This window comes from Arthrobacter sp. SAFR-044 (assembly GCF_059414985.1).
Map to the genome: position 1 here is coordinate 378,172 of NZ_JBPFDN010000003.1, position 12,654 is coordinate 390,825.

Genomic DNA, 12,654 nt, shown 5'->3' on the forward strand with positions numbered 1-12,654 from the left:
GCGGCCCCGCTAGACAGGAACGGCGAAAAAAAGGCCCGGTTCCGCGGCGGAACCGGGCCTTCCCTTCCACTACTAGGCGACCGGCACCACGCTGCAGTCCGCCGTCGACCCTTTAAGCTGAGGCGCCCAGCCGTCCGTTCCCTGCAGGTAGTTCCTGGCTGCGTAGCTGCCCGCCTCCGGCCCGGGCAGCTGCGGGCGGTCCAGCGTTACCTGTGCACCAGGGCCGCGGTTGTTGAACTCGTGGAACCGGGCCTCGCGCCAGGAGAAGCCGCTCATGTCCGTCCACGGCGTACCCGAGATGTGCGCGCCAAGCCAGGAATCCCTCACCAGGACCTGCGCCACCGCCTTCGGGTCCCCGCTGGGATGCCACGGCCTGCCAAAGTGGACGGAACCGGCGGCGGCGTCCGAGACAAGCCGGCACCGGTCAAAAAGGTACCCGTACTTGATGGAAAGATCCTGGCTACCCGCCGTGACGTAGCCGTTGTTGGTCGTGGAACCGCGGTTCAGGCTCTTGATCTCGCAGCCGCTGAAAACGGCGGTGCCGCGGCCGAAAATGAAGTCCACGTCCCCCTCCACATAACAGCTGTCGAAGTAGAAGCGGGCCTGGACACCCGCGCCGGGGGAGTTGACCAGCAAGGTGTCCTGGTTGCCCAGCAGCCTGACATTGGACAACACCGACCGGTCCCCGGTGACGTGCAGTGCGACAGCCTGGCGGTCCTTCATCCCCAGGTTGGCGGCTTCGTCGAAATCGTTGCTGATGGTCAGGTTCCGTGCCACGAAATCCGGCCCGTCAACCCGTACGGATGCGCTGCCCGAGGTGCCGAAGTTCCCGCTGCCATCCGGCTTGGGAGTCCCTGAGGCGTTGTTGTAGACCAGCACCACATCCTCCGGCCTGCCGCCCTGCCCAACGAAAGTGATCCGCGGCTTGGTGGCCGGAATCCGGACGGCTTCCCGGTAAGTGCCCGGTTGGATCCTGATGACCGTCCGCTGCAGGCTGCCCGCCGGGACCGAATCCACAGCGGACTGAACAGTCGGGAACGTGCTGCCCGGGCCGACGTCGAGCGTCACTGGCAGGTCCACCGGACGTTCACTGGGCCAGTACACCTCCAGCAGGGGATCGGTGCCGGCGTCGATATTCAGGAAGTAGCCAGGCGGGACGATCTGCTTGGATTGCAGTTCGCGGGCCACCAGGCGGGCCACCTCCACGGCCCCGAGGGCCTGGAAATGGGTATTGTCCTCGGAACCCTGCGGATACTGCGGGTGCTGGCCTGGGGCGAGGAAGAGGAAGCGCGACTTGGTTCCTTCCGGCCCCAGTTCCTGCCACAACTGCTTCGAAGAAGCCGTCAGGTCCACCAGGGCAGTGCCCGACGCCGCGGCAAGTTCGCGCACTGCCCGCGGATACTCACCGTGGGAATCCTTTGCATTGCCGGACGCATCAAAGCGGCGGCGCTCTACCGGGGTGGCCAGCACGGGCTTGCCCCCGCGTGCCCTGGCGCCGTCGATGTACTGGCCCAGGTACTCCTTGAAGGTGGAATCAGGAAGAGTCCCGCGGGCGGGATCGGCAACCTTCTCGTCGTTGTGGCCGAAGCTGATGAGCAGGTAGTCGCCCGGCTGCATCAGGGCCAGCACGCGGTCCAGCAGGCCTGCATCGGCAAAGCTCTTCGAGGACGCTCCGGACCACGCGTAGTCGAAGACGGTCGCCTGCGGTCCCAGCAGGAGCGGCAGGGCCTGTCCCCACCCCGCGCGGGGCCGTTCTGACTGTTGGTACGCCGACGACGTCGAGTCCCCGACCACAAAGATGACGGGCTTGGTGCGGGGCTTCGTGGGGTCGGAGCTGGCCTGGGCGACGGCGGTTGCCACGCCTGTTCCGGAGAGAGCCGCAGTGCCGGCAGCGAGGGCCAGGGAGGCCAGGACGCTGCGCCGGCTGGGCAGGATTGCGGCCATCAGGAGTCCCTCCCGGCGGTGAAGATGGGGCCCGTGGAGTCCTTTAGCAGGGCCGGTACGGCCTGGGCCGGGTGGACCTGGGTGCGGAAGGTGGGCGTCCAGGAGGTATCCGCTGCCAGCTGGTCGGCAGGCGCAGCAGCAGCGTTGTACTCGGCGCGAATGTCCGTGATCTTGCCATTGACCGCATTGGCGATGGTGGTGATCTGGGTTCCCTTGTAGCGGCCGATGATGTCAGCGGCGGTGATTCCCTCCGGCAGGGTGAAGGCGTTGGCCTCCGCGTACAGGTGGGAGCTGAAGCCGGCGCCCAGGCTGTACTCGTAGGGAATGGGGCTGTCCGCCGTTACCTTGTAGTGGTTGTTGTACACGTCCACCTGGCCGAAACGCACCCGCGGGGCACGCTGGCCCACGTTCTCGAAGACGTTGTGGTGGATGGTGACGCGCAGTTTGCCGGGGTCGCCACGGGTGGCGGAGTCGGTGGAGCCGATCAGGAGCAGTTTGTCGTGGTCGGAGAACCGGTTGTAGGACATGGTCACCAGGTCCGAGCCGTTGGTGACATCCACCGCGCCGTCGTGCACCTGGTAGGGGCGGCCGAAGTAGAGCGGCTGGGAGCTGTCCAGGTTGGGGGCGTCGGTGAAGGCGGAGTGGTCGATCCACACGTGCGTGGCTTTGTTGATGACCTGCAGCAGATCGTATTCGCTGTTCCAGTTGCCTTCATCCCCGTCAGTGGGATCCCAGGCGGGGAAGCAGTCGGCGGAATCCCGCAATGTCAGGTTCCGCACGATCACGTTGGTGGCGCCGTTGATACGCATCGCCGCGCCGGTGATGCTGCTGTCCGGGGTTGCTCCGACGATGGTGGTGTTGCTCGGGATGTCCCAGCGGATGGTCTTCGCCTGCTTTGCCGCGGCCAGGCGGCGGGCGTCCTCCTGCGGACCTGCGGGCTCCTGGCTGCGTCCGTAGGTGGCCGGGTCGAAGTCCCGGAGGTACTGCTCCAGACTGTAGCCGGTCCCCTCGGCGTAACCTTCGCAGGTCAGCTGAGTTCCATCCGGTGCCGTGTTTGCGTTGATGGTTCCATGGACCCTGACGATCTTGGGTTGGGTACCGGCTTCCGCGAAGGCCGCCAGCATCTCGGCTTTGGTGGTGACGTCGTAGACGTGGGCGCCTGTGGCTGCTGAACCGCCCGTGGTTCCCGTCCCTTCTGACGCCCAGCCGTTGCCTTCGGCAAGGACTTGGCGCTCCAGTGGTGTCTGGGCGGTTTGGGCAGTGGGGTCGGCCGCAGGGTTTGGAGCTGCCCCTGCCTGGGTTGGAATGATGAGGGCTCCGGCTACTGCCAGTGCTGCGGATAAGGACACGTAGGCACTGCGTTTTCGCATGTTATCTCTTCCGTCATTGGAATGAACTGCGCGCCCCGGTCCGCGGTCCACTATGACGCCGATCACTGGAGGGCGCTGACAAGGACATTATCGAGAAAGCGGTTTCTCAGCAAGAGGAGAGGCTGATGTTTATGGAGTGCCGGAAGTTTCTGCGGCCGCCTTGGCCGGCAGCACGGGTGCCCGCAGCTAGACTCGCGTTCCATGCGGGAGAACGACATACCTGAGAAACGCCAACCGTACAAGCGCGCCAAAGTTCCTGCCGCCGTCGTGCCTTTACTGGGTGTCTTGATCATGGTGGTGGGATGCTTCATCGCGTGGAGCAACCGGAACAGCTACGTAGGCTGGTTCGCTTACGCGCCGCTGAGCAATGAGGTCTTCACAGCCAACGGCATGGCATTCATCAGCCCGGGCACCCAGATCGGGCTGGCGGTCATGGTTGCCGGACTGCTGGTGCTCGCGTTCTGGGCGGGTTACCGGGCGGGCCGGAGAGGCAGCTCCGGCCGGCAGTAAAGGTTAAAGCGCCAAGAAAACGTCGCTGGCGACGTGCCTTAGCGTTCGGGTTTGTTGATGGGCTGGTCCAGTGCCACGCTAATGGTCTGGCCTGGTGCCAGCTCGCCGTTCGGCAAGTCTGCAAACTCGTACCACGCCCCACCCGTGCCCTTACTTGGACGGTTGGCCGACCTTACGTCTGTCACGCCGAAGCGGAAGGCAACCTGGAGTTCGATGTCGCCGGGCGCCGTGGTGTAGGTCAGCGGAATCCCGTTGGCATCGGCGGTGAACGTTCCCTGGGCGCCTTCAATTTTCACGTCGCCAGGAATCAGTTGAACCTTCGTCCCTGCGTGGATGGGCTCATTCGCTGCCAGTGAAGGGTTGTACAGCAGGATCTGTGCCGTGGTTGAGCGGAACTTGTAGCCAAGGCTGTCGAACGAGTCGCCGTCCACCGTGGTGTAGAAGACCGTCTGGCCGAACGAGTTTTTGACCTCTGTCCCGGACCCGGAGCGGCTGTCCACCGGCTTCTTCTGAAGCTGGATGAGCCTTCCTGCCTGGATGTAGAAGACGTTCCCCCGCTCATAGGTGAAGGGCACCTTGTTCGCCTCGGCCAACTGCTTTTCGGTGAGGTTGAAGCGGTAAGTGATGCCGCTCAGGGTGTCGTCGGGTTCCACCAAGTAGCTGGTCGGGATGCCATCTGCGTCAACGGTCACAGGGCCGCTTGCGCCGGTTCCCGGCCCGGCCGGAATCAGGCGGAGCCGTGTGCCCGGAGTGAGGGGGGTCCCGGGCTGGAGGCCGTTAAATGCGGAGAGCTTGGCCTCGGAAAGCTTGTAGGCGGCAGCCACCGCCGCAGGAGTGTCGCCTCCCACACTGGTGTAGAAGTCCGCGTTGCCAAACGAGTCCCGCACGGTTTCCCCACCCAGGGGAGGCTTCGCGGCGGCGGACGATGTGGGGGAAGTTGGCACGGCTGCGGCGGCCGGTTCCACTTGGGGTGGAGCGCCCGCGTAAGTGCATCCTGCCAGTCCCAGCGACAGCACAACAAGGAGCGCGGCTGGCCGAACCAGGGACAGGCCTCTCGCCGTTGTTGATGTACTGCCAGTTTCCACCATGGATATGCCCCCCAATAAGTCCGGCGCAGCCGAGTCCGGCCCCCAGCGGGCCAGAAGCGAGCCTAGTGGATGAACCGGGAGCGCGCTGTAGTAGCCGTCAAAGAAGCAAGCGGACGACGGCGGGACGCGCCCGCCGTCGTCCGCTCAAGAAGGCGCGTGGCTGATTCAGTCCTCGTAGACCGCGATGAAGCGGCCCACCACGCCGCCCTTGCGCAGTTTGTCGATGGCGTCCGGGATGTCAGCCTGCTTGATGAGGTTCATCGGCGGGTTCAGCTCGCCGGACTTCATGAGGGCATAGAGGTTCTCGAGGTCCTCCTTGGTGCCCGACTTGGATCCCTTGATGGACAGCTGGTTGATGATCAGTGGGTAGGTGTTGATGGTCGCTTCGAGACGTCCCATGCCAACCTGGACCAGCGTGCCGAACTCGGCCAGGGTCTCAAGTGCCGCCGAGGTGGTGGTGCCGAAGCCGGCGTAATCCACTATCAGGTCCAGGTTTTTGTCCTTGAAGTCCGTGATGGAGCCACCCACGCCGGCGAGGCCAATCTCGTCCGCGAGCTTCTGCGTCTCGGGGTTCACCTCGGCGCCATAGACTTCGGCGCCTGCCAGCACTGCCACGCGGGCACCGATGTAGCCCAGTCCGCCCAGGCCGATCACGCCTACTTTCATGCCTGCCTTGGCCCCGCCCACGGCCATGATGGCGTGGTAGGCGGTAAGTCCGGCGTCGGTGGCCATCGCGCCCAGCTCGAACGAGACCTCATCGGGCAGCTTCACCAGGTTGTCGTCCGTGGCGAGCAGTTTGGGGCCGAAACCGCCGTCCCATTTGCCATAACCCAACGCGTCGCCGTCCTTCATGACGGGGGAGAGGCCAACCCGGTCGCCAACCTTCCAGTGCTCCATGCCGGGGCCCACCTCGGTGATGACGCCCGCATTTTCGTGGCCCATGGTGCGGGGGAGTTCCGGGAACAGCGGCATCCATCCGGCGTCGTCGAGGGCTGTCACGTCCGAGTGGCACACCCCGGCGGCCTTGACGCTGACTACTACCTGGCCCGGACCTCCACTGGGTTCAGCCACTTCGTTGAGGGTGAGCGGGTTGTTGGTGCCGGTGAACTGCCATGCCTTCATGGGGGGCATCTCCTTTGAATCCCTTGATGCTTCATGTATTTGCATGCAATTACAGCCTATGCCTGATGCGGCCCAGCGTAGCCCTGATGTGATGCAGTGAACATGACCGGCCTTTGCCGGTATGTGATGTGTCGGATATTTCCGACGTATACTGTCGTTGTGCTTCCCGATGTCTTCGCCGCCGTGTCGAACCCGGCGCGGCGGGTCATCCTGGACGAACTGCGCCAAGGGCCCCGGACGGCCGGTGAACTCACCGGCCTGCTGGACCTCAGCCGCCCCGCCGCGTCCGAACACCTCGCCGTGCTCCGGGGCGCGGGGCTGGTGCGGGAGGAGCGGCAGGGGCGGAACAGGGTGTACCGCCTCCAGCCGGCCAGGCTCGCCGAGATTGGCGGGTGGGTGAAGCACTTCGAGCGCTACTGGAACCAGCGGCTGGATGTCCTGGCCGACCTTCTGGACGAGGAGAAACCGACATGACCGAGAACGCCATCAGGCTCGAACGCCGCTACCCACACCCCGCTGCGGCCGTCTGGGCCGCGCTGACTACACCGGACCTGTTGGCCCGCTGGTGGGCGCCTGGCGACATCGCACCAGTGGTGGGCCACCGCTTCACCATGGACATGGACGCCTGGGGCCAGCAGCAGTGCGAAGTCCTGGCCGTGGAGCCCGGAACATCCATCAGCTTCCTCTTCTCCGAAGGCCAGCTGGACACCACCATCACCTGGCAGCTCGAACCCGTGGACGGCGGCACCATCCTCCACTTCGAGCACGCCGGCTTCCAGTTGGACACCCCTATGGGCCGCCACGCCATCGACGGCATGGGCAACGGCTGGCCTGGGCTGCTGGCCCGCGTTGACGGGGTTCTCGCCGGGGTGTCCTGACCTCCCCGCCTGCTGCTAGGCTCCCCGTAGCCAACCGTTGCACCGCCTCCCGGTTGGCTGTCAGCTTCGGTTGTGAGCGAAGGAAGCACCCATGACGGTTGCCCAGATCCAAGTGGACCAGCGCGTGATCGGAATCGATTCCCGGCGCTTCGCCTCGGTTGAGAAGGCGCTGGTGGAGCTCATCACCAACAGCGATGACAGCTACGCCCGGTTGGAAAAAGCCGGCGGCAACGTGACGGGCAGGATCCTGGTCAGCTACCAGCGGCACCACTCCGGGGCGGTACTGATGGTCAGCGACCAGGCGGAAGGCATGTCCTTCGAACAGGCGGGCCGCATCCTCAGCTACGGCGGCGCCCACAGCCCGTTGGCCCGCGGCGAGGGAGCAGGCCGCGGCTACTTCGGGCGCGGGCTCAAACAGGCCATCTTCGGCCTGGGCCACGGCTGGATCGAAACCGTCCAGGGTGGCCGCTTCACCAGGATCGACATCTTCCGGGGCAGCAACGGCGGTTACCTTTATGACGACGACGGTGCTGACCGGCAGGCGTTTCCTGCGGACTACGCCCGGCTTGGGATTCCCGATGGCGGCAACGGCACCAAGGTCACCATCGTCGTCGACAACCCGCACGCCACCATCACCCAGCAGGCCACCTTGCTGCAGCTCCTTGCGGACAACATCTACCTGCGGGACGTACTGGACCGGCGCACAGTGGAGCTGGAGCGCGGGCGCCCAGGAAACGGGGACAACGGCAGAGACCGCATCCGCTTCCACGAACCCCCGGCCATCACGCTGATAGGCCCTGACGAGCCAGGCAGGTTCAGCGTTGACGGCAGCGAGTACGCGTTCACCGTCACGCTCAAACGGGCACAGGATGTTGAACTGACGTTGAAGGGCGACGAACGGACCGCCGGCCTGGTGGTGGAGTCCGGCATGGCCGTGCTGGACTGCCAGATGTTCGAATTTGAGAACCAGGTGGGCACTGAATATCTGTTCGGAACGGTGCGGTGCCCCGCGCTGACCGAAATGCTGGGCAGAGGCAAAGCCATCATCAGCGACGAACGTGAAGGCCTGAACATCAAGGACCCTTTCGTTGCTGCGTTCTCGCACGCGGTGAGCCGGATGATCGCGGCGCCTGTCCAGGCCGAGAAAGACAAACTCACCCATCTGGAACGCGCCACCACCTCCGGGCGAACCGCCGAGATGATCGAGCATCTGCTGCAACACATGAGCGAGGCCGCCATCCTGGACCTGGGCCTGGAAACAGCACCCATTGTCCGGAACGGGGACGGCACACAGGAACCGGAGGCACAAGTCCCGGCGGCGCTGCGGTTCACAACGCCCTTCTACTACCGTCCCCCGGTGCATCCGTTCCACGTTGCCCTGCTGCTGGATCCAAGCCAACTGCCCGAGGGCGAAACCTTGGTGTTTGAGCTGGAACTTCCGGCCTCAATCCGGCTGGACCCGCTGCCCGCCCCGGTTCCCGTCAGTACCTTGGCGGAGACTCCCCGGCTTCAATGGACTGCAGCCGGGGACCGGGCTGGCGACCGCGGGGAGATTACCGCCAGGGCGGGGGACTACTGGGCGATCTGCGAAGTGGTCATCGCCGAGCACGCCTCACGCCACAGCGCAGACCAACCGCCGCACCAAGCCGCCGCCGGCAGCCTGCCGGCACCGCACCGCCAGGTCCACCGCCCCAGCCGGGACCACGGCGTCGACCTCTTTACGGGCTACGACTTCCGCAACCTCCACAACAGCACGGACCGCGCCGTGTACTCCGAAGAGGAACGGAAGGTCATTATCAACACCGCGGCCCCGACCGTCCAGCTCTACGTCGACGGGCGGGGACGCTTCCGCGACTCCGCCCGGCTCCTGCTCGCCGAACTCTTCCTTGACGTGATCTCGGACGAGCTGGCAAGGCTCCGCGTCGAACAGCACGGCCATGCCGATGATCTCGAAGCCTTCCGGAACGCCAAGCGGGCCATCATCGGCCGCTACGGCAGCGAAGTGCACCACACCTTCCTGGGCTGAGGTGGGGCAAGCGGCGCCTCATCGACGCGGGGGCGTTTACTGCCGGAAGGAGAAGGGTAACCATGGAGTATGACTGATAGCGGAGACGGCGGCGCCCACGACCCCTTTGACGGCAGCGACGAGCTTGTGGCCGAATCCGAACACCTCGAGACGCCTGAAACCATCGCCGAGGATGTGCGCCACGACATCCAGTTGGGCCATGTCCAGGATGACGTTAGTCATGTGCTGGAAGAGCGCTTCGAGGAAGCGGGAATTGACGCCCGCCCCGAGGAAGTGGACGATCTCGCCGAAGAAATCGAGCGGGACGCGTCCAGCTGAAGATCAGCCAGGACGGGCCTGAAACGGCGGGTAACGACCTGGACCAGTGCGCTGGCCGTGTTGGGCGCATGGCTCTGCGAGTCATACCGGTGGTCCAGGTGGCCCGTCCTGTCAGCGGGGCCGGTGGGAACTAGGGCCAGTCGGCCCGGGTGAAGCGGATGGGGCTGCGCAGGGTGAGAAGGCAGTCAGATGTCCATTCCGCCACCTTGTGCTGTACTTCCACTGAATCCACTGCCGCCGCCTGCGCATCCTGGCTTGTGGCGTCCTGAAGACCTTCAACCGAGCTTTTCACATGTCCCCCTTGGCAAAACCTGTGTGCCCACACTAGGCACCACCGAATGCCAAGGGAAGAGGGTTAATCCACCAGCCGGATAAACTGCGCAAATCTTGAGGATGGGCTGGCGCCGTCGGGAGGTTGGCCATGCCCGCCTACTTGCCGGCGCGTGCGAAGACGCTGCCGTAGAAAGCGGCCAGCGCCTCGGCTTTGGCCTGGATATCCGCCCGCGATGCCGTTCTGCTGGCTGCTTCGATTGACAGCGTTCCCCTGCGTGTCCCGCTCCGCACGTGCCATTCGCCTGTCCCGTCCGAGAGCTGATAGGCCACCGCGCAGCTCGCGTCAGCAGCGATGGTTGTGGGCAGCGCGGAAACCCCGGACCAGGGCCTGCTGCCTCCGCCGAACGAACTTTCCTGGATGCTTGTGCAGCCCCGCAGGCGGTCTGCCCGGGAGTCGAAGGGTATGCGCAGGCGAGTTGAATCATGGGCCGGGGGAAGCGGCAGGTTGCGGGCCTCGCCCACGCCGTTGATGATGGCTGCGAGTTCGGCATCCGAGAAGGGCCCGGACGGTGGCGCTGCTGATGCAGAGGGGGAATTGGAGGCCTGCGAAGAACGCGTCACACTGCTTGGAGGGCTGCTGGCCGACGGCGTACCACCGGGACGAACACCCTGCCAACGCGAGCAGGACTGCCGCCAAACACCCGAGTCCGCGCCGGCTGTTTCCTACCCATGCGGCACACGGTGCTTCGCGGGTCCACGAGCAGCCATCGCTTCCCTCCTTTCCCGCCAACGCCAGGCGTCAGCATCCACCGCAAGTCAGGGCCGAAGCACCCGGCCAGGGACAGGGCCGCCAAGGACAGGAGTGCCACCGGCAGCAGCAAGCGGAATCACTTCCAGCCGGTCCTCCGGCCCCGCAACCACCAGGACCTGATGGGCGGTGACGCCCTCCAGAGCCGCCGCCACCTGCCGCACGGCCTCCTCAACCCCCGGAGCAAGCGCGGCCGACGGCGGAAGTCCGGTGCCGCCGTCGTCCGCCCTCAGCCAGGTGGTCACCTTGGCACCTCCGGTGGCGTCAGCAATGCCGCGCGCCAGGGCCTCGGGATCCACGGAACCTGGTGGATATCCGCTGACGAGGGTGACCCGCTCAATCATTCGCTTGTGCGTAGGAGCGGCCGCGGCAAGCAGTTTCCGGTCATGCCGCCACAGCGCGAAGTGGTAGCCCGCAACGAGGCCTGCCGCCGCCAGGAGGCCGAGAGGTGCGCGGACGCGGTCCAGGAGGCTTCCGCCGGTGACATCGCCCAGCAGGAATTCGAACAGCCGGTAGCCAATGACCAGCAGGGTAATGAGGGCCACCACGGCACTGACGCCGAAAAACGCCACCAGGTAGACGCGCCGGCCGGGCGGAATATCCTCCGCTGTCCGCGGCTGGTGCCTGGGTTTCCAGGCCAGCCACCAGACCGGTGCTCCCACCACCAGGGAACTGAGGCCGCCAAGAAGCAGCGTGCGTGTGGCCCCGCCCGCCAACGGTGAGACGGCGGCGGCCAGCAGTGCGTTGACTACAACGCCGACGCCGGATGCCGCCGCGGCAAGCGCCACCGCGGACGTCACCAGGAGGCTGGCGCGGCGCGTCCTGGTGGACCGGCTGACCGACGCCATGCGGTGGTAGCGCCAGACCAGGGTGCCGATGGCAGCGGCCGCGATTGCCGGGGCCAGCGGCTCGAGCAGGTCATTCAGGGGGTCGATCCGGTCGAATGCCAGCCGCAGGAGGACAAACAGGATGACGCCCAGTCCGCCCAGGGCGGTGATGCCGGCGACGAAGATGCCCACGGCGATGATGGTGATGTCCACCAGCCCTGTCTGGAAGCGCCGGCCGCCCTCCCGGAACCAGTGCCACCACCACACCACCGCTCCGCCGGCAGCCCACACCACGGATCTCAGGACAGGGAACCACCAAGGCTCAAAGGTGGCCGCTGCCGCGGAACCGCGGATCGCCACGTCCAGCAGGCTGCCCAGTGCTGCAATGGCGGCGCCGGCGCCCAGGAGGAGCCCAAACACGGAGCCGACGACGGCCCGCACGTCTTCGAGATGCGACGACGGTTTGCGGGGGTGCTTCCACATCCACCGGTGCCACCACCAGATGGCCGACCATACAATCCCGTTGGCCAGGGGGGAGGGCCATTGGCTTTCGTGCGAATCGATGAAGGAGGTTGCAAGGTTCAGCAGCGACGTGGTGCTGATGATCAGCGAGACCGTGTACATCCCGGTCAGGTACAGGCCCCAGCCGGGTGCCCTGCGCTCCGATTCGTCGTCCAGGCGCCTCCACACGAACCACCACAGCAGCAGGGCCAGCGGGCCGCCGATCAGGGTAAAGGCAAGGGACAGGGCCAGGCCTGCAACGTCGCCTGACACCAGGGTGGATGCCGTCCGGAAGAGCCGCTCCAGGAGTCCCTGGAGCCCGGAGGCCGAGATCACCACCAGTGCAAACAGCAGGACGTACAGGATCAGCCGGCGGAGCGTTGCCAGGCCGCTCGTGGGCGCGGGGGCCGCTGAAGCTGCGGGCGCCGTCATTGCTTCACCGGCACAACGGTGCACGCCATGAGGGGGTATGGCGGCTGGTCAATCTTCCATTGTCCGTTCACCTTGAGGAGTGAGAAGGAATCCTCCATCTCGTACTCGGAGGGGCCGAAAGGTCCGCCCTGGGACGACCGGACAATCGAAACTCTCACGGTGGCTGAATCGGTACGTTCCGTCGTCGAAATCAAGACAACGCGGGCGGGTGCCGGCTCGCCGGAATAGGTGCCACGGCACCGGCTCTTGGCGCCCTCGGTGAGGTATGACTGGGCAGTGTTGGTGTCGCTGTCGACCACTGCTTTGCTGTAGCGCTGGACCACCCCGGCGGGGCTTGCCTCATCGAGCGGTGCCGGTTCGCCGCGGGTGAAGACCACGGCGAGCGCAACCACCACCAGCAGGACCACCACCCCTACCAGCGTGAGCAGGATCCGGTCGGGTCTTCGCGCGGTGCGCTCCTTGGCAGCAGTGTCGTCCATGGCGCCAGTATGCGGTAAGGGGAGCCGTTGCGCTCGTGTCTTTCGGCCCGTCCTTGGCGGCTGAGGGGCGGGGCCACT

The 12,654-nt window shown here is 65.7% G+C and carries 13 protein-coding genes; 5 read left to right on the top strand and 8 right to left on the bottom strand.

Translation table 11 applies throughout. From position 1 onward, the window contains the following. Nucleotides 1-72: 72 nt before the first annotated feature. Together ACR65J_RS06825 and ACR65J_RS06830 are read right to left on the bottom strand one after the other, a co-directional pair. The gene (locus ACR65J_RS06825) at nucleotides 73-1,944 is read right to left on the bottom strand and encodes a pectinesterase family protein (protein ID WP_440167251.1); all 1,872 of its coding nucleotides are present in this window, start codon (nucleotides 1,942-1,944) and stop codon (nucleotides 73-75) included. Beyond that, nucleotides 1,944-3,314 carry a pectate lyase family protein gene (locus ACR65J_RS06830; RefSeq protein WP_440167252.1) on the bottom strand — a complete coding sequence of 457 codons (1,371 nt, stop codon included), beginning with the start codon at nucleotides 3,312-3,314 and terminating at the stop codon, nucleotides 1,944-1,946. Before ACR65J_RS06830 ends, ACR65J_RS06825 begins: the two co-directional genes overlap by 1 nt. A gap of 201 nt (nucleotides 3,315-3,515) precedes the next feature. Here ACR65J_RS06830 and ACR65J_RS06835 point away from each other — a divergent pair, with 201 nt between their 5' ends. After that, nucleotides 3,516-3,824, top strand: a complete 309-nt coding sequence (locus ACR65J_RS06835) for a hypothetical protein (RefSeq protein WP_440167254.1) — start codon at nucleotides 3,516-3,518, stop codon at nucleotides 3,822-3,824. 38 nt (nucleotides 3,825-3,862) lie between these two features. Here the strand turns inward: ACR65J_RS06835 and ACR65J_RS06840 are convergent, their stop codons facing one another. Together ACR65J_RS06840 and ACR65J_RS06845 are read right to left on the bottom strand one after the other, a co-directional pair. After that, a complete protein-coding gene (locus ACR65J_RS06840; RefSeq protein WP_440167256.1) occupies nucleotides 3,863-4,711 on the bottom strand; it encodes a LysM peptidoglycan-binding domain-containing protein in 849 nt (282 codons plus the stop codon). 366 nt (nucleotides 4,712-5,077) lie between these two features. Further along, complete coding sequence (locus ACR65J_RS06845) at nucleotides 5,078-6,034, bottom strand: zinc-binding dehydrogenase (protein ID WP_440167257.1); 957 nt, start codon at nucleotides 6,032-6,034, stop codon at nucleotides 5,078-5,080. 159 nt (nucleotides 6,035-6,193) lie between these two features. On the opposite strand from ACR65J_RS06845, the gene ACR65J_RS06850 reads away from it, so the two are divergent. The 4 genes from ACR65J_RS06850 (at nucleotide 6,194) to ACR65J_RS06865 (ending at nucleotide 9,256) form a co-directional block, all read left to right on the top strand. Then, nucleotides 6,194-6,508 carry an ArsR/SmtB family transcription factor gene (locus tag ACR65J_RS06850; protein WP_440167259.1) on the top strand — a complete coding sequence of 105 codons (315 nt, stop codon included), beginning with the start codon at nucleotides 6,194-6,196 and terminating at the stop codon, nucleotides 6,506-6,508. Further along, the gene (locus ACR65J_RS06855) at nucleotides 6,505-6,912 is read left to right on the top strand and encodes an SRPBCC family protein (RefSeq protein WP_440167261.1); all 408 of its coding nucleotides are present in this window, start codon (nucleotides 6,505-6,507) and stop codon (nucleotides 6,910-6,912) included. The genes ACR65J_RS06850 and ACR65J_RS06855 overlap by 4 nt, the downstream gene beginning before the upstream one ends. A gap of 91 nt (nucleotides 6,913-7,003) precedes the next feature. After that, the gene (locus ACR65J_RS06860) at nucleotides 7,004-8,938 is read left to right on the top strand and encodes an ATP-binding protein (protein ID WP_440167263.1); all 1,935 of its coding nucleotides are present in this window, start codon (nucleotides 7,004-7,006) and stop codon (nucleotides 8,936-8,938) included. A gap of 69 nt (nucleotides 8,939-9,007) precedes the next feature. Beyond that, nucleotides 9,008-9,256, top strand: a complete 249-nt coding sequence (locus ACR65J_RS06865) for a hypothetical protein (protein WP_440167264.1) — start codon at nucleotides 9,008-9,010, stop codon at nucleotides 9,254-9,256. Nucleotides 9,257-9,386: 130 nt separating this feature from the next. Here the strand turns inward: ACR65J_RS06865 and ACR65J_RS06870 are convergent, their stop codons facing one another. The 4 genes from ACR65J_RS06870 to ACR65J_RS06885 all read right to left on the bottom strand — a co-directional run bounded on the left by ACR65J_RS06870 (nucleotide 9,387) and on the right by ACR65J_RS06885 (nucleotide 12,576). After that, nucleotides 9,387-9,548 carry a hypothetical protein gene (locus tag ACR65J_RS06870; RefSeq protein ID WP_440167265.1) on the bottom strand — a complete coding sequence of 54 codons (162 nt, stop codon included), beginning with the start codon at nucleotides 9,546-9,548 and terminating at the stop codon, nucleotides 9,387-9,389. A 137-nt stretch (nucleotides 9,549-9,685) separates the two neighbouring features. After that, the gene (locus ACR65J_RS06875; protein WP_440167267.1) at nucleotides 9,686-10,150 is read right to left on the bottom strand and encodes a hypothetical protein; all 465 of its coding nucleotides are present in this window, start codon (nucleotides 10,148-10,150) and stop codon (nucleotides 9,686-9,688) included. Nucleotides 10,151-10,345: 195 nt separating this feature from the next. Next, nucleotides 10,346-12,097, bottom strand: a complete 1,752-nt coding sequence (locus tag ACR65J_RS06880; protein ID WP_440167269.1) for a DUF5671 domain-containing protein — start codon at nucleotides 12,095-12,097, stop codon at nucleotides 10,346-10,348. Beyond that, nucleotides 12,094-12,576, bottom strand: a complete 483-nt coding sequence (locus ACR65J_RS06885) for an LpqB family beta-propeller domain-containing protein (protein WP_440167270.1) — start codon at nucleotides 12,574-12,576, stop codon at nucleotides 12,094-12,096. Before ACR65J_RS06885 ends, ACR65J_RS06880 begins: the two co-directional genes overlap by 4 nt. Between the last annotated feature and the right edge of the window lie 78 nt (nucleotides 12,577-12,654).